Here is a 26,134-nt window from a genome sequence, read left to right as displayed (position 1 = left end):
CTATGGAAGAATAACAAAAGGCCTTCTCACCTGATATGATGAGAAGGCCAAAAAAGCATACGTATCCCTAAAAAAGACCATACGTATAGTATATTCCGACTTCCTTCTCAACCTCACGGGGTTGGGTTAAAGGACTGTATTATATTACCTTATTTTTAGCACTCTTCTATTAGATTGTCAAATAAAGAGTGAATTGTTATGTGTAAAATATTTCAAAAGATACTTCATTCTCCTTGACGCCCACTTCATTATTTTCCCATAATAAAACTAACTCATATAAAAAGGAATGAATCACAGATGCTAAATTTAGTACTTATGATGATTGAACGTGTCGGACTTATTGTTATTTTAGGATTTTTACTCTCTCATATTAAAACGTTCAGGCGCCTTCTTCATAGACAAGATGGGTATGTCGATAAGCTTAAGCTTATTTGTATTTTTTCAGTATTTACAATTGTCAGCAATTACACGGGAATTGAAATCGCAGGGAATACAATTATGAATGAAAATTGGCTACAAGGTGTTTCGTCATCTAGTACAATTGCGAATACACGTATTATGGGTGTTGGAATTAGTGGATTGCTTGGTGGTCCTATCGTCGGAATTGGAGTAGGATCGATTGCTGGTATTCACCGTTATATGCTTGGCGGGACGACAGCGCTAAGTTGTGCAATCTCGTCAATTTTAGCAGGTGTTATAACAGGGTATATTGGATACATTTTCAAAAAATATAATCGTGCAATTACGCCTAAGTTTTCGGCGGTTTTAAGCGTGTTTATCGTTTCTTTAGAAATGATTATGATCCTATTAATCGTAGAGGATGGAATTAGTATCGTGAAAACAATTGCGATACCAATGATCCTTGTAAATAGTTTCGGAAGTTTTATTTTACTTTCTATGATACAAGCTATTTTGCGCCAGGAAGAAAATGCGAAAGCTTTACAAACGCATAAAGTATTACGAATTGCTGACAAAACATTGCCATATTTTCGCAGAGGATTAACAGAAGATTCTTGTAAACATGTGGCACAAATTATTCACCGCTTTACGGGAACAGATGCGGTATCCTTAACAGATACAGAGAAGATATTAGCTCACGTTGGATTAGCAGCAGATCATCATATTCCTTCCCACAGTTTAATAACGGGTTTATCAAAAACAGTCTTAAAAACAGGGAAAATAATGAAAGCGAAATCACGTGAAAGTATTAATTGTCAGCATGAAAGGTGTCCGTTACAAGCGGCAGTTGTTATTCCACTAACTTCACATGGGAATACGATAGGAACATTAAAGCTTTATTTTAAAAACTCTAATCAATTAAGTCGTGTGGAAGAAGAGCTAGCGGAAGGGCTGGCGAAAATATTCTCTACACAGCTTGAGTTAGGTGAAGCAGAGTTACAAAGTAAGTTATTGCAAGATGCCGAAATAAAAGCGTTACAAGCACAAATCAATCCGCACTTTTTATTTAATGCAATTAATACTGTATCGGCTTTATGCCGAACAGATGTAGAAAAAGCGAGAAAATTATTATTGCAGCTTAGCGTGTATTTTCGTTGTAATTTGCAAGGGGCACGCCAATTGCTTATTCCATTAGAACAAGAGTTAAATCATGTACATGCATATTTATCGCTAGAACAAGCGAGGTTTCCAAATAAGTATGAAGTGAAGATGTACATTGAGGAAGAGTTAAAGACGACCTTAGTTCCACCATTTGTACTGCAGCTATTAGTTGAAAATGCATTGCGCCATGCTTTTCCGAAAAAGCAGCCAGTATGCGAAGTTGAAGTACATGTGTTTGAAAAAGAGGGGATGGTGCATTTTGAAGTCCAAGATAATGGGCAAGGAATTGAGAGTGAACGTCTAGGACAATTAGGGAAAATGGTAGTTCCATCAAAAAAAGGGACTGGAACAGCTTTATATAATATTAATGAACGACTTATTGGGTTATTTGGGAAAGAGACAATGCTTCAAATTGAAAGTGAATTAGAGCAAGGGACAAAGATCCTCTTTGTAATTCCGAAAAAAGTAGGGGAGGAAAAACGGAGTGTTAAAAGTATTAGTAGTTGATGATGAAATGTTAGCACGTGATGAATTGAAATATTTATTAGAGCAAACGAAAGAAGTAGAGATAATTGGTGAGGCAGATTGTGTAGAAGATGCATTAGAAGAGCTAATGCAAAATAAACCAGATATTGTGTTCTTAGATATTCAGCTATCTGATGATAACGGATTTGAAATCGCAAATATATTAAAGAAGATGAAAAATCCACCTGCAATTGTATTTGCTACGGCCTATGATCAATATGCGCTGCAAGCATTTGAAGTAGATGCATTAGATTACATTTTAAAGCCGTTCGATGAAGAACGTATCATACAGACATTAAAGAAATATAAAAAGCAAAAACAAATAAAATTAGAAACAAAACAAGAAGTAAAGAGTGTAGACGTAACGACCGAGATGCATAAATTAGCATTACCAATTGAAGAATCGATTGTACTTGTGAATATTGAAGATATTATATATGTAGGACTTGTGGACGGAAAAGTTACAGTACAAACGATGAGAGAAACATATGTAACACATGATACACTTGTCATTTTGGAAAAGAAGTTGCCGCAGGCAAGTTTCATGCGTGTCCATCGCAGTTTTATTGCAAATATTAATCATATTACAGAAATACAACCATGGTTCAATTCTACATATAATTTAATTATGAAAGAAGGATCAAAAGTACCTGTTAGCCGTACATATGCAAAAGAACTCAAAAAGCTGCTTCGTATTTAAGAAGTAGCTTTTTGTATTTCATCTGTCTATTTCTGTAATTAATTTTGTATATTTGACGTTCTATTGTGTAAACGCTTACAGTTTTGTTTGTATCTTATACAATTAAGGTACCAAATCGAAAGAGGTGGCCAAAATGAGTACGAAAAAAGTATATAGTTTCTTATCACAAGCATTCATATTTTCAGCTATTATGTTAGTTTCTAATATTGTTGCAACACATTTACCAATTCCGATGCCTTCATCGGTGATCGGATTAGTTATTTTATTTAGCCTATTATGTTTAAAAGTTATTAAATTGGAACAAGTTGAGTCACTTGGAACAGCTTTAACAGGTATTATCGGATTCCTTTTCGTCCCATCAGGTATTTCAGTTATTAATTCTCTTGGTGTAATGGGACAATATTTTGTACAAATTTTAACTGTAATTGTTGTAGCAACAATTATTTTACTCGCTGTAACAGGGTTATTTGCACAATTCATTTTAGGAAAAGATGATAAAGAAATAGAAGATACGAAAGAATTGAAAGTAGTAAATAAAGGACGCAAGCACGGAAAAGTTGCATAACTAATTTAGTATATATTGTTAGGAGGGAATGAACATGGCAAGCACAATGACTCCATACTTCGGAATCGTCGTTTCATTAATAGCATACGGAATCGGAACATTATTATTTAAGCATTCAAAAGGATTCTTCTTATTCACACCATTATTCGTAGCGATGGTATTAGGGATTGTCTTTCTAAAAGTAGGTAATTTTACCTTTGAAGAATATAATACTGGCGGAAAAATGATTAGCTTCTTCTTAGAACCAGCAACAATCGCGTTTGCAATTCCATTATATAAACAAGTGGACAAGTTGAAAAAATATTGGTGGCAAATTTTATCGGCTATCGTAGTTGGATCCATTTGCTCAGTAATTGTCGTGTTCATTGTTGCCAAAGCAATTGGTCTAGATACAGCGGTAATGAATTCAATGTTACCACAAGCAGCAACAACAGCAATTGCGTTACCGATCTCTGAAAGTATTGGTGGTATACCAGCAATTACATCATTTGCAGTTATTTTTAACGCGGTTATTGTATACGCATTAGGAGCATTATTCTTAAAAACATTTAGAGTAAAACATCCAATTGCAAAAGGTTTAGCTCTTGGAACGGCAGGTCACGCATTAGGAGTGGCAGTAGGAATTGAAATGGGTGAAGTAGAGGCAGCTATGGCAAGTATCGCTGTAACAGTAGTAGGGGTTGTAACTGTAGTTGTCATACCGATGTTTATGCCATTCATTGGTTAGGAAAACTTACTTAAAAAATGAGAAAAGCAAGCTATTTGTAGGACAGATTTCTACTGGTAGCTTGCTTTTTATGTTACAGTAGTGGTAAGACCTATTTTAATAAAATGTAAGTTTCCTTAAATCTTCATTAATACTGTGTAGAATACGTTTTGAATTAGGTCATTGTATTGTAAAATAAGAAGTAAGCTACTATAGGATCTACTAAGGGAAATATATAATAAGTTTATAAAAATCTTCATATGAATGAATAATTAAAGGTAGAGAAGAGAGAAAAAATCTACCTATTAACGTTTTACTTTATAGGACAGGAGAGAGTACTCGTCGATTATGCAAATAAAAAACCTGTTTCAAAGCAAAGGATTTCAGAGGTTACTCGTATTAGTAATACTTGCTCTCGTGTTATACGGGCTGCAAAGTATGTTGAATTTAATTTTAATTACGTTTATTCTCACGTATTTAATGGATCGATTCCAAAAGTTTATTTCCCGCAAATTAGATCATTTCATGCCCATTAACCGAAAAATTATTATAGCATTTCTATATGTCATGTTAATTGGTGGAATTGCTATTACGCTATTTAAATATTTACCAGTATTAACGATACAAATTTCACAATTGATTTATCAATTTAACGTATTTTTAAGAAACCCACCAGATAGTGAATTAATTAAGTATGCAGTTAATGCTGTCAATCATATGGAACTTTCGAAATATGTAGGACAAGGCGTTGACATTTTGTATAAATCGATTACGAATGTTGGGAAATTTGGTCTTCAAGTGTTACTTTCTTTAATTTTAAGTTTATTTTTCTTATTGGAGAAAGCTCGTATCGTTGCTTTTACTGCAAAGTTTAAAGAAAGCCGACTGGCAATTTTCTATACTGAAATTGAGTACTTCGGTAAGAAATTTGCACGTTCATTCGGAAAAGTAATTGAAGCACAATTTTTAATTGCAGTTGTTAACTGTGTTTTATCCGTTATTGCACTATGGATATTAGGATTCCCGCAATTATTAGGTTTAGCGTTAATGATTTTCTTACTCGGTTTAATTCCAGTAGCTGGGGTTATCATTTCGTTATTCCCGCTTTGTATGATTGCTTACAATATCGGCGGTATTATGTACGTTGTTTATATTTTAGTTATCGTAACAGTCATTCATGCGCTTGAAAGTTACGTGCTAAATCCGAAGTTTATGTCGCAAAAAACAAACTTACCAATTTTCTATACGTTTATGGTATTAATCTTCTCAGAACACTTCTTAGGTGTATGGGGATTAATTATCGGTATTCCAATCTTCATTTTCTTATTAGATGTCTTAGATGTGACAAGTGATGAAATGGAGAAGGATGTTGGAACAAAATAAAGTGAAGTAAAGAAAAAGCATCGATATTCGGTGCTTTTTCTTTTATAACATGATGTTCCTTATGCCATACTGTAAGAAGAACATAGAATAGGGGTGAAAGAATGGCTGTAAATGAAAAAGTAGAGCAAGCTACATTTGCTGGAGGATGCTTCTGGTGTATGGTTTCGCCATTTGAAGAGATGGAAGGGATTATACAGGTTGTTTCTGGCTATACGGGTGGTCATAAAGAGAATCCAACGTATAAAGAAGTATGTTCAGAAACGACGGGACATTATGAGGCAGTACAAATTACATTTGATGCAAATAAAATGCCGTATGAGGAGTTATTAAATATATACTGGAGACAAATTGATCCGACTGATATAGGTGGGCAATTCCACGACCGCGGACAGTCTTACGAAACAGTGATTTTTTATCAGAATGAAGAACAACATAAAAAAGCCGAAGCTTCAAAAGAAGAGCTTGCAATGAGTGGACGCTTTTCAAAGCCGATTGCGACAAAAATATTACCAGCTACTACTTTTTATCCGGCTGAGGAATATCACCAAGGATATCATAAGAAAAATACATTCCGCTACGAGTTATACCGTAAAGGCTCAGGACGAGATGTGTTTATTAAACAACATTGGCCAAAAGATAATGCTCATTTAAAAGAAAAACTCAATGAGATGCAATTTTATGTAACGCAGGAAAATGGAACGGAACCACCATTTCGAAATGAATATTGGAATCATAAAGAAGAAGGTCTTTATGTAGACATCGTTTCAGGAGAACCGTTATTTACTTCTTTAGATAAGTTTGATAGCGGGTGTGGATGGCCTAGTTTTACGAAGCCAGTTATGTCAGCTAGTGTGAAAGAAAAAATGGATGTGAGTCATAATATGACGCGCACAGAAGTGAGAAGTAAGGAAGGAGATTCACATCTTGGGCACGTATTTCCAGACGGTCCAGGGCCGAATGGACTTCGTTACTGTATTAATTCCGCAGCCCTTCGATTTATTCCAAAAGAGGAATTAGAGAAAGAAGGATATGGTGATTTTCTAGTCTTGTTTCGAAATAAAAAATAACCTCGCTAACAGCGAGGTTATTTTTTGTTATTTTGCTTTTTTCTTTTTAAATTTACTTAATACTTCATAAACGATTGGAACAATAAGAAGTGTTAATAACGTTGAACTTGTTAATCCACCAATTACTGTTACACCAAGTCCTTTAGAAATTAAGCCGCTACCTTCAAATCCTAATGCAAGTGGGATAAGAGCCCCGATTGTTGCAATTGCTGTCATTAAAATCGGACGAAGGCGTGTCGCACCAGCTTCTAATAAAGCTTCACGTGTTGATAGACCTTCATTTTCTTTATGAATAACGCGATCGATAAGCACGATAGCGTTTGTAACAACGATACCAATTAACATAAGCGCACCGATCATTGCAGATACACTTAATGTCTCGCCAGAGATTAATAAGGCGACAAGAGCTCCGATAATTGTAAATGGTAGCGAGAATAAAATTGCGAATGGTGCAAGGGCACCGCCAAATGTAACGACAAGAACGAAGTATACAATGGCAATCGCAGCTAACATCGCTAAGCCAAGTTGTTTGAATGATTCTTCAATATCTTTTGTAACACCGCCCATAGAAACATCTACGCCAGAAGGAAGATCCATTTTATCTACTTCTTTTTGAACAGCGGCAGATGCTTTTGAAACGTCATCAGATGTTAGTTTTGCGCTTACTTCCGCATAAACACGGCCATCGCGGTGTTTTACTGTATTCGAAGTTTCACCTTCTTTTACAGTCATAACATCTTTCACAGCCACTTCAGTACCAAGTGGTGTTGTGATTTTTCGATTTGTTAAGTCATCGATTGTTTCATAATTTTGTTTTTCAGCTTCTACATATACATTGACATCTTTACCGTCTTTTTTAATTGTTGTCAGAACAGGGCGATCATGTTGATTAGAAAGTCCCATTCCAATTTGTGCAGCCGTTAGACCCATTTTACTTAGTTTTTCTTGATCTGCGACTAAAGTGTACTCTGCGTACGTTTTTGCAATACTAGAGTCTATATCTTTTAAGTCTTTATTCTTCTTCATGATATTTTGAATATCTTTTACGACAGGCGTAATGTCTTCCGAGCTATCTCCGTAAACGTATAGTTTAATTTCATTACTACCGCCACTTGCTCCGAAATCTTGGTTTTTCCATTCGCCTTTTCCAGACATCTTCTGTAAATCTTTAACGACTTGTTCTTTCTCTTTTTCAAAGTTTTTCGTGTCGTTATCATATTGCACGAAGAACATTGCCTGGTTGGATTGACCAGGACTCATTGGGTTTTCGCCACCTAATGAGAATTGAATTGTTTTGACGTCTTTATTATCTTGGAAGTGCTTCTCAGCTTTCGTTGCAATTTTTTCAACGTCTTCTAACGTTTGCCCTGGTTCAGGATTGTACGTTGCAATGATCATTTTTTCTTCTTCAGATGGTAAGAAACTTACACCGATAACTGGAACAAGTGCAAGACTACCAACTAATAGAAGGACAGCGATACTTGATGTAATGATTTTATGATTTAAGGCCCATGCAAGTATGCGTTTATACCCGTTTGCTAATTTACTTGGTTTTTCTTCGTGATGTACTTCTTTTTCCCTCATGCTCTCTTTCTTAAATAAAGAGTGAGCTAGCATCGGTACGATCGTAACTGCTACTAGTAACGATGCTAATAAAGCGAAGACGATAGTTAAGGCAAATGGTAAGAACATTTCACCAATCATACCTTTTACTAGTCCAAGCGGTAAGAATACAGCAATTGTTACAATGGTAGAAGACATAATTGGGATGAACATTTCCTTCGTAGCTTCACGAATTAAATCTTTTCCGCGCAGTTTCTCTTCTGATAACGACATTCGTCGGTAAATATTTTCAATAACAACAATGGAGTCATCAACAACGCGTCCAATAGCGACTGTCATTGCTCCAAGTGTCATAATGTTAAGCGTAATATCCATTTGCTTTATGACTAATACAGCAATTAATAAAGAAAGTGGTATGGAAACGACAGAGATTAATGTTGTTCGGATATTTCGTAGGAACAGCATAATAATAACAATCGCAAAGATAGCACCAAAAATGGCCTTGCTCAGCATTGTTTCTACTGATTTTTCAATCGGTGCACCTTGGTCGAATGTTGAAATAATCTCTAAGTCTTTATATTTTTTTTCAAGTTCTTTTACTTTATCTTTCACTGCATTGACAACATCAACTGTATTCGCGTCAGCAGCTTTTACAATTTGAATTCCTATTGCTTCTTTTCCGTTTGTTCGAGAAATTGACTCTGCTTTTCCGACTTCTTTAATATCAGCGATTTCGTCTAATGTAACTGTCGGAATTCCGTTCATAGCGGCTGGATTCATTTGCGTCGTTTGTGCACCGGCTCCAGCGTTTGCACTACCTTGACCGCTCGGTGATGAAGGTATAGCCGGGATCTTCAATTCTTTTAATGCTTTAATTGTTGTAATATTTCCATCTACAACAACTGATTTTTCTGTGTCTTTAAATGTATATAACCCAAGTGGCAAAGATACGTCCGATCCTTTAATTACATTTTTTACAGTATCTTCACTTAAACCTAATTCTTTCATCTTATCTTTCTTGAAGACAAGTTGTACTTCATCTACTTGTTGACCTGAAATTTGAACAGATGCAACACCATCAAGTCCTTTTAATCCTGGCACAACATTCTTCTCTACATTTTCAGTTAAGGTAGCTAAAGATTCATTTTTACTTGCTACACTTAACGAAATAACTGGAAAGGCATTAAAGTTTACACGTGAAACTTTCGGGTCTTTTACACCTTCTGGCAGTTTCACATTTGCGAGAGCTTCTTTAATTTCTGTTTCAGCCTTTTCCATATTTTTATCAAAATCATATTCTACCTGAATAGAAGATGCGTTTTGAAAAGATGATGAACTAACAACGTTTACACCACTTAAATTTTGCAGTTGCTCTTCCATCGGTTTTGAAACTTTGTCAGCTACTTCTTCTGGTGTAGCACCAGGATAAACCGTGGTTACTGTTACAATCGGTGTTGTAATATCAGGAATTGTTTCCAGCTTCATGTTCAGCCCAGAATAAATACCTGCAATGGTAACAATAATGGTTAGTAGCCAAACTGCGAACTTATTTTTTAACGAGAAATTAATGATTTTGTTCATGTTTGCGCTCCCTTTTGTATTGTATTGACCAACTGGTCAGTCTAATACATAATATAACTGACTGATTGGTCAGCCGTCAATGAAAAGGGATGGTATAATAAATTCATAATAAGATGCGAGATTAAATGTAGGAGAGACATGATATGAAAGAAAAAGAGCGTTTAATTATAGAGATGGCTATGAAGTTATTTGCGACTAAGGGTGTAAATGCGACATCAGTACAGGAAATTGTGACCGCTTGTGGCATATCTAAGGGAGCTTTCTATTTATATTTTAAATCGAAAGAGGAGCTTTTATTAGCAACGCTTCGATATTACTATGACAAGATTCAAAATAAAATGATGGATATTGAAAAAGAATCGTTATTGCCGCGTGAAAAATTTGCAAAACAATTGCATTGCCAGTTCAATGATATACAAAAGCATAAAGAATTTATTATTATGCATGCACGGGAAAATGCTATTCCTTTTAATAAAGAAGTGGAAGAGTTTATGATGCGGATGAAGTTAGAGTCGCATGCATTTTATCGGAATAGTTTACTTTCTATTTATGGTGAGAAGGTTATGCCTTATTTATTAGATTTAGTCATTATGGTAGAAGGCATATGCCGTGGATACTTAGAACTAATCATTTTACAAGCACCAGAAATTGACTTATCTTATGTTTCTGCTTTTATTTTGAAAAGAGTAGATGATTTAGTAGATGGATTGGTAGAATCTTCGGAAGAACCTGTGTTACATGAAGAAAAGCTGGGAGAATTTCTTTGCAAATCAGAGCTTATTAAAGAGCAGGTTAAGGAACACTTTTTAAAAGAAATTATCGTTTTTAAACGCACATTAGCTGATCAATTAGAAGATGAGGGATTGCTTGTTACATTAGATGTTTTAGAGGCAGAAATGAGATTGCAAAATCCAAGGATCCCGGTCATTCAAGGGATGTTATCTAATTTAGAGGTATATCCAAATTTAAAAGAATTTCGTTTGAGGCTTATGGGGTATTACAATATAAAAAGGTAACAATGATAGTTTTCATTGTTACCTTTTTTATTATGCATTCACTTTTTCTTTTGTTTGTGTAGTCTCTTCTTGCTCAATATTAATTGTTTCTTTCACAATATAAATCGGACGATTTTTGCTTTCGTCGTAAATACGAGCAATATATTGGCCAACGATTCCAAGACCAAGTAACTGAATACCGCTAAAGAATGTAATAGCAACCATAATAGATGCCCAACCTGTTTGCGTACCAGAGCCAATAATTTTCACAGTAATTGTATATAGTAAGACAATTATTGAAATAAGAACTGATAATAAGCCTAAAGTCATAACAATACGTAACGGTTTTGTTGAAAACGCAATAATGCCATCAGATGCAAACTTAATCATTTTCTTCAATGGATATTTTGTTTCACCAGCAAAGCGCTCATCGCGTTCATATTCAACATACGTTTGGCGGAAGCCAACCCAAGACATCATCCCACGAATGAAACGATTGCGCTCAGTCATTTGATTGAAAACATCAGCTACTTTACGATCGATGATTCGGAAATCACCAGTATCTTTTGGGATATCGATATCAGACATGTAGTTTAAGAATTTATAGAAATATTTAGCTGTTAAAAGTTTAAACCAAGTTTCACCTTTACGTTGTTTACGTTTTGCATAAACAACTTCATATCCTTCTTCCCATTTTGCAATAAGTTCAGGAATAACTTCAGGTGGATCTTGTAAGTCTGCATCGATAATTACAATAGCGTCACCTTTTGCAGCAGCAATACCAGCTGTAACGGCTATTTGGTGTCCAAAGTTACGTGCGAAATTGACGATTTTTGTACGGTAATCATTTGCTGCAATCTCAGATAAGATTTCCATTGTACGGTCTGTGCTACCGTCGTTTACAAAGACAAACTCGTAATTAATATCGTTTTGAAGCATAACGGACTTTAAACGGTTATAACATTCCTGTGCTACTTCTTCCTCGAAGTACATAGGAACTACAACCGAAATTAATTTTTGCATGTTGTATCCTCCGTAGTTTTAATAAGTTGTTTAAGTTTAATTAGTAGCCTTTTCAGATTGGTTGAATGTCCAAATTTTATTAAGGACAAAATTGATAACCATTCCGACACCAATTGCGAAAATCTGTGCAATTAACGCATTAAGGGTAAGTTTATCTACTAATATAAATAAACATAATGTATTAAAAGCAAATACAATTAAATTTACAGTTAGAAATTTAAAGAACATTGACGTGCTTTTATTATTAGGTTTAAACACCCAATTTTTATTCCAATAGTAGCTATTGGCAACACCAATTGAATAGGCAATGGTATTCGCAATAAGGTAGTTCATCCCAAATTTTAATAATATCCAAAAGCTAATGATGGTAATGAGCGTATTAAAGATTCCTACTAAACCAAACTTTAAGAGTTTCTCCATAATAGTATCCTCATCTTTATAAAATATATAAATAAAACAGGAAATGTAGAAAGGTTATTCGTACATAACAAATACTTATTATAGCATATTTTATGCTGAAACGTTATTTATTTTGATTAGAGTGATTTTTTGATTAATTAGAAAAAAAAGGGATTGTATACAAAATATAGATAAAAATATGATATGCTTTACGTACCACCGACAATTAAAAAGTATAGTGCGAACAAAAATAACATGTGTATTTTTGGTTTTGTGGTAAAAATGAATAGCCCTAAATTTTCATTATGTTTTTGTAATGGAGATAACGTTATTCTTAATAATAATCTTTAAAGGAGTAAGTTGTTTTGAAATTATTTTTTAAAGGCATGTCTACTTTTTCTACACGTGCGGTATATGTTATATACGTCTTTTTTACTTTAGTATTACTTATTAATTATTTTTCAGATACTCAAAAGTATAATTATGTAACATTATTAGTGGGTGTTTTATTATTATCTATAGTGGGAAGTTATATCCTTAGAAAAAGTTCGTTGTATCTAGAAAAATTAAGTGAAAAAAAATGCTTTTTTGTTTTAGCAATCGTTTGTTTTGCATTCAAATTAGCATGGGTGCTGAGGTACCAAATTCAACCATTGGTTGATTATGCTACGTTTTATTATACTGCAGAAGCACTAAGTGAAAACTTTGTCATTGATAATAGATATATCGCATTATTTCCACATATTTTTGGATATGCTTCGTTTTTAAGTATTTTCATGAAAATCTTTGGGTCTAGTTATATGATACCACCTATTTTAAATGTTATTTTAACTACAATATCAATGGGATTAATATATGCTATATCTAGAAAAATTGGTGGGGTTAAAACTGCAATAACAGCAAGTGTTTTATGGATAGCGTTACCTTCTCAAACGATTTATAATATGTTTGCAATGTCAGAACCGCTCTATTGTACAGTACTGTTGTTGATTTGGCTTATTATGATAATGACTCATGAAAAAATCGCCAATATAAATATAAAACGATTACTTGTTTATTCCGTTTTAATAGCAGCGTTACTTGCATTTATGAATATGGTGAGACCAATTGCAGCAGTTCCAATTATTGCTCTATTGATATGGTTTTTTATTATAGATACAAAGCATATAGGGAATAAAAAAATATGGTTAAATAAGATAACGTATGTAGGAGTTATTGTTGTAGGATACCTTATTTTTTCTTCAGTAATAAATCAGTATATCACAGTGCGTTTAGGTGAAGAGATAGCGTCAACCCCAGGATATAACATTTATGTAGGATTTAATGAAGAAAGCTCGGGAAAATGGAATCGACCCGATGCTGAACTATTGTTTCATTATAGTAATAAACCAGGATGGAATGCGAATGATGCTCAACAGAAAATGCTAGAAGAAGCAAAAGAGAGGATAAAAAATGATGATATTGATTTTATGAAATTATTCTCCAATAAATTCTTTGAGCTTTTAGGTGAGGATAGTGCAGCAGTTTCCTATGCTGATCCTGCATTAGATCATATAGTACGATATACAGTAGCATCTAATATGTTTTATTACTTCTTAATTGTTACTTCATTAGTAGGTGTATTGGTGGCTATTAAAAATAAAAACAAATCGTCTCTATTTATTATTTGCTTATACGCGATAGGATTAACAATGGCACAGTTGTTAGTAGAAGTGGCATCAAGATATCATTATTCAGCCACCATTTCAATGATCATTTTGGCTGCATTTGGTATAAATCATGCTTACAATAAAAAAGAAAATATAGATATATAATATATAAAGGCATGAGCTCGGTATTGCACCGGGCTCATGCCTTTTTAGTTCGTTTTAATGTGTTTTGATGATTAACTTTTCACTGGTTAAAGTTTAATTTTGTGCTTTGGAGGTTTTTCTGTTTGATATAAATCGATAGCATAAATATAGTCCATAACTTTGAATGATTGTAAAGCTAGGAATGATAAAGTATCGATATCTTGTTTGGTATTCAATTAAGAAGTGAACAGTTACATAACCAATTATTAATAGTAAAAATATTGTGTAATGCGTGTTGTTTTGCTTAGTCAATATGAGATAAAGAAGTGCTAGCGTACCAAATAGCATAGCTGTCATATACATATACTTTTCATATTTCATAAGGTCGTTTTGTAAAGTAATCATATTATTATCTGTGTTCCCCAGTGTTAGTAGACTCCATGATGGGGCGGAGTCGTAATCTGCCCACATGAGCGTGAACTTATCACCGAATAAAGATAAAACCTTCTGTGGATCAGCTAGTCGCTCTTGAATCAGTTTCTTTTCAGCTGCTTTTCGTTCTTCACCAATCTCAAAGGACATCATATATTCTGCATCTGCTGTAGAGTAACCACCTTTTGTTTCATGATTAAGTCCTACTGTGAATTTCCAGAGAGGGTCACGGTTGGATAGTGGGTATTGTGTAATTCCGGCAGATATAAATGAATAACTTATAATGTAATGAACAAGGTAAAATACGATGAAAATCCCACAAAGTTTTTTAATAGAAGTGAAAATATCTCGTTTCGATTTCCCTAACATACCGTGTAAAAAGAAATAAATAGTTACTGCAATTAGGATGATGCCACCAAGTGGGCGCATAATGTCTCCTAAAGAAAGAGAGATCCCTATAAAAATCCACATATATTTATGACTTAAGCCTTTTGTAATTAATAAATAAAACCCAAGATAAAATAGGAATGTAGCAAGGTGTTGATTTGTTAGGACTGAGCTTAATACAATACTTGGGATATATAATGCATATATTAATCCCGCCACGCGTCCAGTCCACTCATTAAATATGTGAGAAGTTATTTTGTAAACTAATAATGTTGTTCCTGTGCAATATAACACATTTAAGAACTTTAGAAAGAAAGTCCCCTCACCGAATAAATTAATAATTAAAGCTTGATACATTGTAAATCCAAGCTGATAGACCCAAGAAGTATAATATATGCTTTGAGCAAAACTAAAATCTCCTTTAGTTGCTTGCACGGCTCCATTGTACATCATAGCAAAATCTGATTCGATAGGAGTTTGGATATTAAGAAACCAGATGAATCGAATAGAGAAGGCTAAAATGATAAGTGCAATAGTAAATATTAGCTTTGACATATATTTATTGGCAATATAGCCAATGAGTATAAATAGAAGGCCTATTAACATGATGCTTGGGATTATAATAAGTAAACGAGTGTCGGCCTGTGCTCTAACCACGGATACTGAGTCCCATGTAATAGCCGCAGAAATAATTAGACATAGCACTAATAAGCATTTCACAAAAAATGTATTGAGTTTTAGAAAAAATGTATTTTGCATTATATATAAAAACTCCTTATCAAACTTTATGGTATTTTAAAACGAAATCCCTTTACGCGCTAAATAGCAGTGTAAAGGGATGTTTTTTAGGGGATTAAGAATTTTCTTGGGCCCATTTTTCTACATCCCAAGTTTTTGTTATCCAATCTTCATAAAAGTCTGGTTCATGGCATACAAGAAGAATTGTTCCTTTGTATGCTTTCATCGCTTTTTTCAGCTCATCTTTTGCTGTAACATCAAGGTGGTTTGTTGGCTCATCAAAGAGTAACCAGTTACTTTCTTCGCCCATTAGTTTACATAAACGAACTTTTGCTTGTTCGCCACCGCTTAATTGATTCAGTGGACGAGAGATATGTTCGTTTTTTAAACCGCATTTCGCTAACATTGCACGTACTTGATGTTGGTCTAAGCTAGGGAATGTATTCCAAACATCATCAATTGGTGTTACATTATCAGCTTTTACTTCTTGCTCGAAGTAGGATGGGTTTAAGAAGTCACCAAGGCTTGTTTTTCCGCTTAATGGTTTAATTTTACCTAAAATCGTTTTTAATAGTGTTGACTTACCGACACCATTACATCCAACAATTGCAATTTTTTCACCACGTTCAATTGTCATTGTTAATTTCGGTAATAATGGATGTGTATATCCAATCTCTACATTTTCTCCTTCAAAGACGAATCGACTACTTGCACGACTTTCTTTAAATGAGAATTCAGGTTTAATTGCTGTTTCAGGACGATCGATACGTTCCATACGATCGAGTTGTTTTTGACGGCTCTTTGCACGACCTGTCGTTGAGTAACGAGCCTTATTTTTCGCAATAAAATCTTCTTGTTTTTTAATAAACTCTTTTTGTTTTTCGTAAGCATTAATATGCTGATTTTTATTAATTTCCGCTAGTTCTAGGAATTTTTCATATGTCGCTGTATAACGCGTCATTTTTGTAAACTCTAGATGGAAAATAACATCGACACATTTATTCATAAATTCCGTATCATGGGAAATTAATAGGAATGCATGTGGATATTCTTTTAAATAATTTGTTAACCAATGAATATGTTCAACGTCTAAATAGTTGGTAGGTTCATCTAATAGTAATACTTCTGGTTGTTCAAGTAGTAACTTTGCAAGTAATACTTTTGTACGTTGTCCACCACTTAACGCCGCAACATCACGATCTAGGCCAATTGCGTCGATTCCAAGACCACGTGCTGCTTCTTCAATTTTCATATCTAATAAATAGAAGCCACCTGCTTCAAGGGCATCTTGAATTTCTGCCATTTGCTCAAGAAGTTCCTCTAATTCTTCCGGTGTAGCAGTTCCCATTTTTTCTGTAACTTCATTTAAAGCTTTTTCTTTTTCAAATAAAGGTAAAAACGCATCTGCTAATACGTCACGAATCGTGCGACCAGGTGTTAAAATGGTATGTTGGTCTAAGTAACCATAATTTGTACCAGGTGTCCATTCTACACGACCTTCGTCATGGATAAGCTGACCAGTAATTATATTCATAAATGTGGATTTACCAACACCGTTTGCTCCAACTAATCCAACATGTTCTCCTGCGAGTAAGCGCATAGATACATCTTTAAATAATGTACGATCACCAAATGTATGACCTAATTTTTCAACAGTTAATAAGCTCATAATGTCCTCCGTTCGTTTCTAAATAGTGTCTTGAATCATGATACTAAATTCTTGGATATAATGCTATCATTTCAAAAATATATAATGTAATTGACCAGTGGGGGATGCGATTATAAAAGAATAATGGGTTATTTTGCAAGAAATAAGCGATGCAAGAGAAATAAAAAAACAAGATGTAACCATTTAATAAAAGTGGTTACATCTTGTTTTTTATTTTAAATATCCACGAACAATACCGCGTAAGCGATTTGCGTGGAATTTACGCTTATCATTAGAAATGTTTTGTGTCATACGGAATGATGCGGCAGCGACAGCACGTAAGAAATAGGGGAATCCATAGTGTAAGCGAATAACCCTACCAAAACCACCAGCATAAGAAATAGCACGTTTTAATGATTGTTCATTAATAATTTCCTCTTTTACAGGATGGTATACGAACAGATCTTTTCTAAATAAACCAGTATAATTTTGTTTCATACCACGTAGTACAAAGTCAGTTTCTTCACCAGCTCCATAAATCGTTCCAGAACCAACACCTAAATCTTCATCAAATGTACCTACATCTTGTACAAATTGTTTTGTGAAGAATAGTGTGAAAGAAGGTCCCATGAATCCATATTTATTATTTAAAATAATATCTGAATTTGGTGCGTGTATTAAAGAACCTGTCCCTTCCACATTTGTAGTGTTTGTTGAGATGAAATGAACATCTTTATTAGAGTTGAAAGTTTCTAATATACTCTCTAAAACATTTGTTTCATAAATACAATCATCATCTGGAAAAGCGATGAAATCACCATCTGCTACTTTTAAGCCTGCATTTCGAGCTCTCGATAGACCTTTAATAGGTGTGTAAATGTAATTAATAGAAAATTTATCTTTATATGCATCAAATAAATCAGAGATTGGCGTATCATTTTGATCTACTACGATAAGTTCAAAGTTTTTGTAAGTTTGTTGTTCAAGTGATTTTAGTAAGTCAAGAATATCATCACGTCTGCCACAAGTAGCCATGATTAAAGAAAATTTCAAGTTTAACAGCTCCTTTTAAAGATTGCGTTTAAGCTTTTTTGAATCGTGCTAATATCTTTTCAAGTAGTGAAAAGAGAATTTCATCCTTTGTTATAAAGAGGATAAGAGCATATGTTAATCCACACGTCATTATTACTAGGATAACTTGTAGTATTTGTCCAGATACGAGCATATCGATAACGAATGCTATCGGGACAAATGTTAGTGAATAAAATAGATATTTAAGTTTTTGTATATCGAATAACGTATAATTCACTTTTAATTTCTTTTTCACATAAATATATTCAAATGTGATTAAGAAACAATTCGCAATTGTTGTTGTGAAAATTGCGGTTGTTGGTGTAAGTACTTGGAAGTATATTAGTGCAATATTGGATGCTAAGTTGATAAATCCACAAATGAATAAAAATCGCACTAAAATGCTTTCTTTCTTTTTCACATAAATAATTTGATTCGATAAAATGGACTCAATACCGACTGTAATCATATAGAAGGCGAAAACAATTAATGTATTACCAGCCGCAGCAAATTGTTGTCCACCGTAAATAACAACAGCTCCATGAGCAATGAGCATTAAACCAATTGAGGCAGGGAATAGGGTAATGAAATATACTTTTGAAATTTTGTTTAATAATGATTCGTATTCCATTTCAGATGCGTTCCCCGATAAGTAAGACAGTCTTGGAACGGTTACTTGTACAACACTTAACATAAGTGTATTAATAATCATCATAATTTGAAAAGCCATTACGTAATATGCAACTTCTTCTTTTCCAACATATACCCCTAAAACAAGACGATCTAATTGAGTGTATAAAATATTAGCATTTGAAAAAATCAAGACTAATAGTAACGGTTTCAAATGAGGAATAATGGTTAAGTCGGAAAAATCAAATTTCACTTGTCGTTTCACATATATAAAGCTAATAGAGTGGTTTAAAAATGTCGATAATACTAATAAACCAGCATATGTTTTGTAATCGTCGACCCCATGAATGAAAGAGAAAAGAAGTACGACATAGATTAATCGAACGATAACTGTTTTTTTAGTGATGAAGTCATAATTTTCATATGCTTCATTGAACCATTCCACATAAAACATATTAGATATAAAGTTAAAACCGAAAATAAGAAGAACAGGAAATAGACTTTCATGTCTGTATCCAATATAACTAAAGAGCACAAAGCCTGATAAAGCCAAAATACTAGTTGTGAAATTAATTACATAGAGACTTGTAAATAATTTAGAAACTTTCTTTTTATCGTTTTTAATTAAGCTAATTTCACGTAAACCATATTGATATACACCAAATACGGCGAACACGAAGAAGTAATTGAAAAAAGTTTCAGCAAGATTAACGGTTCCGATTGAACTTGCTCCTAACGTTCGATATGCGTAAGGACCAACTAAAATTGGAAGTATAATATTAAACGTGTTGAGCAGTATTTTATAAAAAATATTTGAAGCAATTGATTTCTGCATAATTTCACCTTTCCATTAAAATAATCCAGTTTCATTAAAATACTTGCTATGTCATAGTAAGGTTTTTTTACTAGAGTTAATTCTCTCAATATAATGAAGTGTAAGGTGTTTTCTACACGATTTACAAATCCTTAAATTGTTTTGTTGACCACCCGTATAAGTGTACCCTACATAAACTTTGTAAATCAACTGTTGATGGCATAGAACCGTGTTATAAAGTGAAACTTTAATCTGTGGGGTTTTGTTCATCTCCTTATTGATTATCAGCCCTCACCAATCGGACGTTTACGGGCAGCGGGGTTCCTGCCTAACGTCTTTGCTCCAGCCGAATTTTGAGGTGGAGTTTTATAACCCGCAAATAGCGGGATAAATGAGATTTTATTAATTAGAAAAAGTTAATAGCAAACGGGTATGTATAAAAATATTACATAACATGTGTGAAAAGGAGTAATGGTTGTATGAAGGTGTGGAATTGATTATAAAAAATGAGCGAATATGTGATAGCTATTCGCTCAGAAGATGTTTAAATGGTGAAGGTCTATATACTCCAAGGTTTACTTAAAGTTAAAACTTCAGCCATTTCCTTGCTTTTTACACGTCCTTTTTTTCTACTTTCTGCACGCTCAGAACCAGTTGTGTGAAGCCAATGTTCTTCTTCAGTTTCCGGTAGTACTTGTGGAACAGAAGAAGGTTTTCCGTCTTTTAATGCAACGAATGTAATGAAACATGTTGCAGCTATTCTACGTTCGCCTGCTAATAAATTCTCTGCAATTACTTTTACAAACACTTCCATTGAAGATTTTCCTGTATAACATACGAATGCTTCGTAACAAACAGAATCTGCTTGGTGAATGGGAGTTAAAAAATCAACCGAATCGATAGATGCTGTTACGCAATGTTTACGGCTATGTCTTGCAGCTGCAATTGAAGCGATACTATCAATTTCTGCTAATAATTTTCCTCCGAAAAGTGTTTGATGATTATTTAAATCATTCGGAAAAACACGTGTTGTTTTAATTGCTTTGGATTCTCGCATGAATTTCTTTTCCATATGGTCAGCCCCTATTTCCTGTTTTCAATCAGAATGACATGTATTGTAAGTGGAGTACAAATAAAAATCGATAGATATTTAATGAAGTAAAGAATTCCAGAAGAGGGTTAGTAAAACTTCTGTATTTGTATTCATGTAACTGAAAGAAAATTTATTACTATATAAAGTGTAGTGTAAAAGAGGATTCGCTTACATTGCAAGTGAAAAAATTAGGACCCTGTATTTGTCATAGAAATTCCCTATCAGCTGTGTACCTATTCATGATAGAATCGTTTTGTTATGAATGGAAATAGAGGTGCAATAGACATATGAATCATATACAAACAAATTTTTCGTCTTTTTTCAGTAAAATAATGATTGGTGCGATGCTCGCATTTTTTGTTTATAATTGTTGGTCAGCGTTTGAAACAAGTAAACAATTTTTTGGCGACAGTACAACAAGTGTAACAATCGTATTGGTTATTTTTGTTATTCTCATGCTGTTAGTGGCATCGATTTTACAGTATCGTTTTACAGATAAACAATTTCTTGTTTTCCTTATAAGTACATCTATAATTGTGAGACTTAGTATGGTTCTATTTGTAGACGTTCCGATAATTGGTGATATGAAAGCTATGTTTGATTCTGCAAAGCAGATTGCAATTGGTAATAACGTAGAGAACGTAGCGCAGTTACCTTTTATTATTTATGAATCAATTATTATTCGTGTATTTGGCGATACAGTATTCGCATTGCAGTTATTCAATATTTTATTTTGCACAGGGACTGCATTTTTCATTTATCGTATTGCGGCAATCATTTTTGGAGAAGAGTGCGGCCGTATTGCGTCTGTATTTTACGCTTTATATATTCCGAATATATTTATGAGTTCCTTATTAACACCGGAATCACTCGCAATATTTTTATTTTATTTAGCTTGCTACATACTTTTATATAAAGGTTTAGATCATCCTTATATGTGGGTACTTTCAGCAATTTTATTTGCATGTAGTAATATGATTTTCCCAATGGGATTATTTCTTCCTATTTTTATTGCTGTATATGTGTTGTTAATTGAACTCTTTCAATCAGCAATGAAGCAAAAGGTACTATTAAAGATGATAGGGATACTTATTCTATTTTATAGTGCTCATTTTGGTGTGAGTTATGGAATTCAGACAATGGGAATGTCACAATATACAATTTCAAATGAGACGTATGTTCAATCTGTTTTAATTGGAAAAGGTAAAAATGAGGGGAAAATAACAAAGAATCAAAGCGTAACGGAGCATATTGATCAAAGGCTAAAAGAGATGGAAGAAGAAAGATTTAAACTTTTAAAGCCAGTAATTAATCAATTCTCAGGTGAGGGAATACATTCTATTCTATTTAAATGTGAAAAACTTATATATATAGCGGTAACGTTATTTATGTCTATAGCTTTATTACACTTTCTTATTAAGAAACAACAAAACGAAGGATATATGTTGTTCTTATTATTAATTAGCGGATACGTCTTGTTAAGACTCTTTCAAGTAGATATGGCATATTACAACCTTATAGTGCCAGCTTTGTTTATTTTGCAAAGCTTTGGTGTTTATATGAGTTATGTGTATTGTCAAAAAATATTCTTCAGAAAATAAAAAGAATCCAGTTTGGATTCTTTTTTTATGGGTGGAAGATGAGGGCTAAGCGTCAGCAGAGATGAAAAAACTCTACTGACATAAGCTTTACCCTATCGATTCAGTTCTAGTTGTAAACTATCAGCTGTTAGAGCCATTTTTGAGGAATCGTCTTGAATTCCTTTCATTACTTGTGAAATGGTTTCTAACTCATTTTCAATTTTTTTATTCTGTTCTTTCGAGTTAGACATGTCTTTTACAATTTCTTGGAAATATTGATCTGTCGCAGACATACTATCAGTTCCTTCAGATACAAGGGAGCTAATTTGTTTCACTGAAGAAGAGACACGAATAATTTGTTCATTTGTTTTTTCAACGAGCTTTGTAACGTTGAATATAGATTCTTTCGTTTGCTCTGATAACTTTCGAATTTCTCCAGCTACAACAGAAAAGCCTTTGCCGAATTCCCCAGCACGTGCAGATTCAATAGCAGCATTTAGTGCGAGTAAATTTGTTTGCTCTGCAATTGATTTTACAATATCTATAATTTCGTTAATTTTGTTAGAAATATCGAGAAGTTCATGAGTATCTGTAATAATCGTTTCCATGTTCGTTTGAATGCATTCCATTCGTTGATTTTGCTGGTTTAATTGCTCTTTCCCTTTATTCGCCTTTTCTTCTGATGTTGTAGCTAATGATGTACCTGTTTTGGCAATTTCTACAATAGTTTCAGATTTAGCAGTTAACTGCTGAATAGAAGCGCTTGTTTTTTCAGATACAGATGCTAATTCTGTTGCAATATGTGTAATGGTCATAGCTGTTATTTCTTTTTCCTTTTCAAGTTCTTTTTGCATTCTTTCATATTCAGATTCATAAGCCGCAATAACGAGTTCTTGTTCAAGTGTAAATAATTTATTTATTACGTTTATAGAATAAGAAAAATCGTCAATTGTTGTAATTTTCGTTTTTAAAATCTTCATGATAGAGCGGAATAATTCTTGATAAGCAGCTGTATACCATTTTCTATGTAAACCAATTTGTACATGTCTTTTGGCAATTCTAACACGTTGTTCAATAAAATCTTCGTGCATATCTCCGCTGAATAATTCTTTTATATGTGTCTTTAAAGTTTGCTTTAATTTTGGAACGGAGCTATAACGTTCAATAATAGTAATTAAATTAGGCTGTTTTGTAATATTGGCATAGAATTTTTCCGTAATCCAATCAATTTCTTCATAAATAAAGGGCTGTAGTACTTTTACGATTTGTAAATCTTCTTTTGAAATATGTAGCATATCCATTTGAGTCTTCAGTTCAGAATTAGTAGGCACGTTAAAAGTGATTTTTTGGTCCTTACTTAATTCAAGTATACTGGCGTTTGTTTTATTTGTATGTTTTTTAAAAACCCCAAGCATCGTTCTTCCCCCTGTATATAAAGCGTTTTCATTTTTGGTTCTAATATAATTATATATTTTTATATACAATTACTCTACACTAGTGTGTAGAATAGTATATAAATTAAGAGAATTCTATGCAGAATTCTCTTAATGGCCTTTATTAATTTTAGCATGTGTTTTAAAGAAAACTGGGAAATGTACATTATATATTACAGTGACAACACGAATAATGAATGTTACTAATAAACAGACATAAAAAGCTAATACGTGTGCCCCCATTGCATATGTGATTAGGAAACTAATTGCTCCTAAAATAGAAGCGATTGCGTAAATTTCTTTTCGGAATACGTAAGGGATATCTTGAGCGCAAATGTCACGCAAAATACCGCCTCCAATACCTGTAATGACTCCCATTGAAACAACTAAAAATGAGGCGTCAACATGATGTGACATTGCCGCATTTGCACCAATAGCTGTAAAAACACCTAAGCCAACAGCATCAGAAAGCATAATAACGACTTGCAGTTTATTGATACGCTCAAAAAACATACAAGTAAATAATGCTGATAATACGCTTACGAAAAAGTAAATAGGTTTAACAAATGCGACGGGAGGCAGGTTACCAATCATAATATCACGAATAATACCGCCGCCGAGCGCAGTAGCTACAGCCAAACAAAGGACACCGAATAAATCTAAATCTTTTTTTAAACCAACTAATGTGCCGGAAATAGCAGCGGCGATAATGCCAAGAAACGTAAATATGTCGATTAATAACATTGCTGTAATCCCTTCCTCCTAAAGATGTTCCAGAGAAAAAATATACACTAAAGTTATGTAAATAACAATGCATTTTCGTTACATGTAGAAAAAAAGAAAAAATGAGGAAAGAAAGCGCTTGAAAATGCAAATACGCTTTTTTCTATAAGGTAAGGTTGGGTAGAAATGTGAGACGTTTAATTAAAAAATATATGTTATAATAAATATTTGAGATGAGAAAAAAATATTAAAAGTATAGATTGAAATTAGGTAATAGTTATGGAGGTTCTAGATGTTAAGCGAAAATAGTAAAAGTAATAAATTTGAAAATTTTCTACTAATCTTTATTTTGTTGCAACCAATTTTAGATTTGCTTACAGCGTTCTGTATCATGGTTTTAAAAATTGATACGACAATTGGAGTTATTACACGCTTATTCGTTATGTTCCTGAGCGGGATATATATTTTAATTCAAACGAAGAAACAAGGAAATATAAAATATATATTGTATATAATCTTAGTAGGAATTGTCTTCACCATCGGGTTAGTAAATAATAAGCTTACAAAAAATCCTATGGTACTTACAGAGGAAATTAAGTTTATAGCAAAAGCTTTATATCCTTTTGTTATGCTTACTTGTTATGTATTTGTATTTAAGTCTTTAAAAGAGAAAAGCCATTCAAACTCAAAAATGCGTGATTATATTACGTATGCATCGCTAATTATAGGAGTAGTCATGGTAGCTTCGATTACTACTGGAACAGATTATAATAGTTATGAATGGGTAAAGTTGGGATCACGCGGTTGGTTTTATGCAGGTAACGAGCTAGGGTCTATTTTAGCCATCATGTGTCCAATCGTTATTTTATATTCAATCGAAAAAACAAAAAGTATAGGTAAAGCGTACTATTGGATTCCTTCAATTTTAGTTGTTTATTCACTATTTGCAATTGGGACAAAGGTTGGCGTAGGAGCAATCTTTGGATCAATGGCTATCGCAGTTGTTATGTGCTTTATTCAAGCATTTACACAGCGTAAAGATGGAAAGAAACATGCCTATTTATTAAATGGTTTTCTTGCAATAACTGTATTTGTAGGCATATTGGCATATACACCTTTTTCACCGTTTATGAAAAATATGGGATTCCATTTCCAATTGATTGAACAAGAACAGAGTGCGAAAAAGGAAGAGAAAAAGAAGGAGGAAGCTAAAGAGCACAAACCTCCTGTGACAGAGCAAGAAAAGGAAAAAGAGAAAGCAAAAGAAAAAGTAGCGGAGAAGAAAGAAGAAACGCAAGCTCTTATTTTTAGTGGGCGTCAATTATTTGAACAGATGTATAAAGATTTCTATAATGAAGCCCCAATGTCTCAAAAATTATTAGGGATGGGTTATGCTGGTAACTATAAAGAACAGCCGAAATTAATTGAACGTGACTTCCATGATTGGTTCTATTCTTTCGGAATCATAGGGTTTATTTTACTTGTAATTCCATTCTTATACTTTGGTATTAAATTTATTGCATGTATATTTACTAAATTTAAACAAATATTCACAGTGAAATATGCAATGATGATCGCAGCAATACTTCTCGGATTAGGTATCTCATTCATGGCTGGTCATATTTTAATTGCACCTGGAGTGAGTTTCTACTTAGTATTAATCATGGCATATTTAATAGTTGACTTGGAAATTGAATGATAGAAAAATAAAAGCTAGCATATGTT

At 33.5% G+C, this 26,134-nt stretch carries 20 protein-coding genes and 1 pseudogene; 10 read left to right on the top strand and 11 right to left on the bottom strand.

Annotated features, from left to right (window positions below; translation table 11 throughout):
- Window positions 1-297: 297 nt before the first annotated feature.
- The 6 genes from lytS to msrB all read left to right on the top strand — a co-directional run bounded on the left by lytS (window position 298) and on the right by msrB (window position 6,506).
- Entirely contained in the window at window positions 298-2,067 is a 1,770-nt protein-coding gene (gene lytS, locus ACHZK0_RS26525) for a two-component system sensor histidine kinase LytS (RefSeq protein ID WP_262741917.1), read from the top strand.
- The gene (locus tag ACHZK0_RS26520; protein ID WP_262741916.1) at window positions 2,045-2,785 is read left to right on the top strand and encodes a LytR/AlgR family response regulator transcription factor; all 741 of its coding nucleotides are present in this window, start codon (window positions 2,045-2,047) and stop codon (window positions 2,783-2,785) included. Before lytS ends, ACHZK0_RS26520 begins: the two co-directional genes overlap by 23 nt.
- A 133-nt stretch (window positions 2,786-2,918) precedes the next feature.
- Window positions 2,919-3,350, top strand: a complete 432-nt coding sequence (gene lrgA, locus ACHZK0_RS26515; RefSeq protein ID WP_395761052.1) for an antiholin-like murein hydrolase modulator LrgA — start codon at window positions 2,919-2,921, stop codon at window positions 3,348-3,350.
- Between the two features lie 34 nt (window positions 3,351-3,384).
- Window positions 3,385-4,077, top strand: a complete 693-nt coding sequence (gene lrgB / locus ACHZK0_RS26510) for an antiholin-like protein LrgB (RefSeq protein ID WP_000168869.1) — start codon at window positions 3,385-3,387, stop codon at window positions 4,075-4,077.
- Between the two features lie 327 nt (window positions 4,078-4,404).
- Entirely contained in the window at window positions 4,405-5,439 is a 1,035-nt protein-coding gene (locus ACHZK0_RS26505) for an AI-2E family transporter (protein WP_063262399.1), read from the top strand.
- A 101-nt stretch (window positions 5,440-5,540) separates the two neighbouring features.
- Window positions 5,541-6,506 (top strand): peptide-methionine (R)-S-oxide reductase MsrB, encoded by a 966-nt coding sequence (gene msrB, locus ACHZK0_RS26500; RefSeq protein ID WP_262741915.1) that lies wholly within the window; start codon window positions 5,541-5,543, stop codon window positions 6,504-6,506.
- 27 nt (window positions 6,507-6,533) lie between these two features.
- Here the strand turns inward: msrB and ACHZK0_RS26495 are convergent, their stop codons facing one another.
- A complete protein-coding gene (locus ACHZK0_RS26495; RefSeq protein ID WP_270606098.1) occupies window positions 6,534-9,650 on the bottom strand; it encodes an efflux RND transporter permease subunit in 3,117 nt (1,038 codons plus the stop codon).
- Window positions 9,651-9,793: 143 nt separating this feature from the next.
- On the opposite strand from ACHZK0_RS26495, the gene ACHZK0_RS26490 reads away from it, so the two are divergent.
- Entirely contained in the window at window positions 9,794-10,666 is an 873-nt protein-coding gene (locus ACHZK0_RS26490; RefSeq protein ID WP_262741913.1) for a TetR/AcrR family transcriptional regulator, read from the top strand.
- 30 nt (window positions 10,667-10,696) lie between these two features.
- Here ACHZK0_RS26490 and ACHZK0_RS26485 read toward each other — a convergent pair whose 3' ends face one another.
- Window positions 10,697-11,668 carry a glycosyltransferase family 2 protein gene (locus tag ACHZK0_RS26485; protein ID WP_001170706.1) on the bottom strand — a complete coding sequence of 324 codons (972 nt, stop codon included), beginning with the start codon at window positions 11,666-11,668 and terminating at the stop codon, window positions 10,697-10,699.
- A gap of 36 nt (window positions 11,669-11,704) precedes the next feature.
- Window positions 11,705-12,088 (bottom strand): GtrA family protein, encoded by a 384-nt coding sequence (locus tag ACHZK0_RS26480; RefSeq protein WP_097817147.1) that lies wholly within the window; start codon window positions 12,086-12,088, stop codon window positions 11,705-11,707.
- 344 nt (window positions 12,089-12,432) lie between these two features.
- On the opposite strand from ACHZK0_RS26480, the gene ACHZK0_RS26475 reads away from it, so the two are divergent.
- Window positions 12,433-13,881, top strand: coding sequence for a glycosyltransferase family 39 protein (locus ACHZK0_RS26475; RefSeq protein WP_395761051.1), 1,449 nt, complete (start codon window positions 12,433-12,435; stop codon window positions 13,879-13,881).
- 93 nt (window positions 13,882-13,974) lie between these two features.
- Here the strand turns inward: ACHZK0_RS26475 and ACHZK0_RS26470 are convergent, their stop codons facing one another.
- From ACHZK0_RS26470 to ACHZK0_RS26450, 5 genes are all read right to left on the bottom strand, one after another.
- Window positions 13,975-15,438 (bottom strand): ArnT family glycosyltransferase, encoded by a 1,464-nt coding sequence (locus tag ACHZK0_RS26470; protein ID WP_270340372.1) that lies wholly within the window; start codon window positions 15,436-15,438, stop codon window positions 13,975-13,977.
- Between the two features lie 94 nt (window positions 15,439-15,532).
- The gene (locus tag ACHZK0_RS26465) at window positions 15,533-17,086 is read right to left on the bottom strand and encodes an ABC-F family ATP-binding cassette domain-containing protein (RefSeq protein ID WP_000055399.1); all 1,554 of its coding nucleotides are present in this window, start codon (window positions 17,084-17,086) and stop codon (window positions 15,533-15,535) included.
- A 210-nt stretch (window positions 17,087-17,296) separates the two neighbouring features.
- Complete coding sequence (locus tag ACHZK0_RS26460) at window positions 17,297-18,118, bottom strand: glycosyltransferase family 2 protein (RefSeq protein WP_262741909.1); 822 nt, start codon at window positions 18,116-18,118, stop codon at window positions 17,297-17,299.
- 28 nt (window positions 18,119-18,146) lie between these two features.
- The gene (locus ACHZK0_RS26455) at window positions 18,147-19,601 is read right to left on the bottom strand and encodes an oligosaccharide flippase family protein (RefSeq protein WP_270340377.1); all 1,455 of its coding nucleotides are present in this window, start codon (window positions 19,599-19,601) and stop codon (window positions 18,147-18,149) included.
- Window positions 19,602-20,139: 538 nt separating this feature from the next.
- Window positions 20,140-20,652 carry an acyl-CoA thioesterase gene (locus ACHZK0_RS26450; protein ID WP_000412135.1) on the bottom strand — a complete coding sequence of 171 codons (513 nt, stop codon included), beginning with the start codon at window positions 20,650-20,652 and terminating at the stop codon, window positions 20,140-20,142.
- A 308-nt stretch (window positions 20,653-20,960) separates the two neighbouring features.
- On the opposite strand from ACHZK0_RS26450, the gene ACHZK0_RS26445 reads away from it, so the two are divergent.
- The gene (locus ACHZK0_RS26445) at window positions 20,961-22,274 is read left to right on the top strand and encodes an ArnT family glycosyltransferase (RefSeq protein ID WP_395761050.1); all 1,314 of its coding nucleotides are present in this window, start codon (window positions 20,961-20,963) and stop codon (window positions 22,272-22,274) included.
- A 92-nt stretch (window positions 22,275-22,366) separates the two neighbouring features.
- On the opposite strand, the gene ACHZK0_RS26440 is transcribed toward ACHZK0_RS26445, so the two are convergent.
- From ACHZK0_RS26440 to ACHZK0_RS26430, 3 genes and pseudogenes are all read right to left on the bottom strand, one after another.
- Window positions 22,367-23,068 (bottom strand): methyl-accepting chemotaxis protein, encoded by a 702-nt coding sequence (locus tag ACHZK0_RS26440; RefSeq protein ID WP_395761746.1) that lies wholly within the window; start codon window positions 23,066-23,068, stop codon window positions 22,367-22,369.
- Between the two features lie 54 nt (window positions 23,069-23,122).
- Window positions 23,123-23,668 (bottom strand): annotated as a pseudogene (locus ACHZK0_RS26435) (protoglobin family protein); the annotation flags it as partial.
- A 129-nt stretch (window positions 23,669-23,797) separates the two neighbouring features.
- Window positions 23,798-24,430 (bottom strand): trimeric intracellular cation channel family protein, encoded by a 633-nt coding sequence (locus ACHZK0_RS26430; RefSeq protein WP_000924376.1) that lies wholly within the window; start codon window positions 24,428-24,430, stop codon window positions 23,798-23,800.
- A 271-nt stretch (window positions 24,431-24,701) separates the two neighbouring features.
- On the opposite strand from ACHZK0_RS26430, the gene ACHZK0_RS26425 reads away from it, so the two are divergent.
- Entirely contained in the window at window positions 24,702-26,108 is a 1,407-nt protein-coding gene (locus tag ACHZK0_RS26425) for an O-antigen ligase family protein (protein WP_262741461.1), read from the top strand.
- Window positions 26,109-26,134: the final 26 nt, after the last annotated feature.

This window comes from Bacillus sp. 3G2, assembly GCF_044324725.1.
In the GTDB taxonomy this organism is placed as follows: domain Bacteria; phylum Bacillota; class Bacilli; order Bacillales; family Bacillaceae_G; genus Bacillus_A; species Bacillus_A mobilis.
The sequence above is the reverse complement of the archived record's forward strand: the minus strand, read 5'-3'. Positions and strand labels throughout refer to the sequence as shown.

What these genes read in the sequence shown, in the direction of transcription:
- lytS (WP_262741917.1), top strand. Translation starts at nt 298, where the DNA reads ATGCTAAATTTAGTACTTATGATGATTGAACGTGTCGGACTTATTGTT.
- lrgA (WP_395761052.1), top strand. Translation starts at nt 2,919, where the DNA reads ATGAGTACGAAAAAAGTATATAGTTTCTTATCACAAGCATTCATATTT.
- lrgB (WP_000168869.1), top strand. Translation starts at nt 3,385, where the DNA reads ATGGCAAGCACAATGACTCCATACTTCGGAATCGTCGTTTCATTAATA.
- ACHZK0_RS26505 (WP_063262399.1), top strand. Translation starts at nt 4,405, where the DNA reads ATGCAAATAAAAAACCTGTTTCAAAGCAAAGGATTTCAGAGGTTACTC.
- msrB (WP_262741915.1), top strand. Translation starts at nt 5,541, where the DNA reads ATGGCTGTAAATGAAAAAGTAGAGCAAGCTACATTTGCTGGAGGATGC.
- ACHZK0_RS26495 (WP_270606098.1), bottom strand. Translation starts at nt 9,650, where the DNA reads ATGAACAAAATCATTAATTTCTCGTTAAAAAATAAGTTCGCAGTTTGG.
- ACHZK0_RS26490 (WP_262741913.1), top strand. Translation starts at nt 9,794, where the DNA reads ATGAAAGAAAAAGAGCGTTTAATTATAGAGATGGCTATGAAGTTATTT.
- ACHZK0_RS26485 (WP_001170706.1), bottom strand. Translation starts at nt 11,668, where the DNA reads ATGCAAAAATTAATTTCGGTTGTAGTTCCTATGTACTTCGAGGAAGAA.
- ACHZK0_RS26480 (WP_097817147.1), bottom strand. Translation starts at nt 12,088, where the DNA reads ATGGAGAAACTCTTAAAGTTTGGTTTAGTAGGAATCTTTAATACGCTC.
- ACHZK0_RS26470 (WP_270340372.1), bottom strand. Translation starts at nt 15,438, where the DNA reads ATGCAAAATACATTTTTTCTAAAACTCAATACATTTTTTGTGAAATGC.
- ACHZK0_RS26465 (WP_000055399.1), bottom strand. Translation starts at nt 17,086, where the DNA reads ATGAGCTTATTAACTGTTGAAAAATTAGGTCATACATTTGGTGATCGT.
- ACHZK0_RS26455 (WP_270340377.1), bottom strand. Translation starts at nt 19,601, where the DNA reads ATGCAGAAATCAATTGCTTCAAATATTTTTTATAAAATACTGCTCAAC.
- ACHZK0_RS26450 (WP_000412135.1), bottom strand. Translation starts at nt 20,652, where the DNA reads ATGGAAAAGAAATTCATGCGAGAATCCAAAGCAATTAAAACAACACGT.
- ACHZK0_RS26445 (WP_395761050.1), top strand. Translation starts at nt 20,961, where the DNA reads ATGAATCATATACAAACAAATTTTTCGTCTTTTTTCAGTAAAATAATG.
- ACHZK0_RS26440 (WP_395761746.1), bottom strand. Translation starts at nt 23,068, where the DNA reads ATGACCATTACACATATTGCAACAGAATTAGCATCTGTATCTGAAAAA.
- ACHZK0_RS26430 (WP_000924376.1), bottom strand. Translation starts at nt 24,430, where the DNA reads ATGTTATTAATCGACATATTTACGTTTCTTGGCATTATCGCCGCTGCT.
- ACHZK0_RS26425 (WP_262741461.1), top strand. Translation starts at nt 24,702, where the DNA reads ATGTTAAGCGAAAATAGTAAAAGTAATAAATTTGAAAATTTTCTACTA.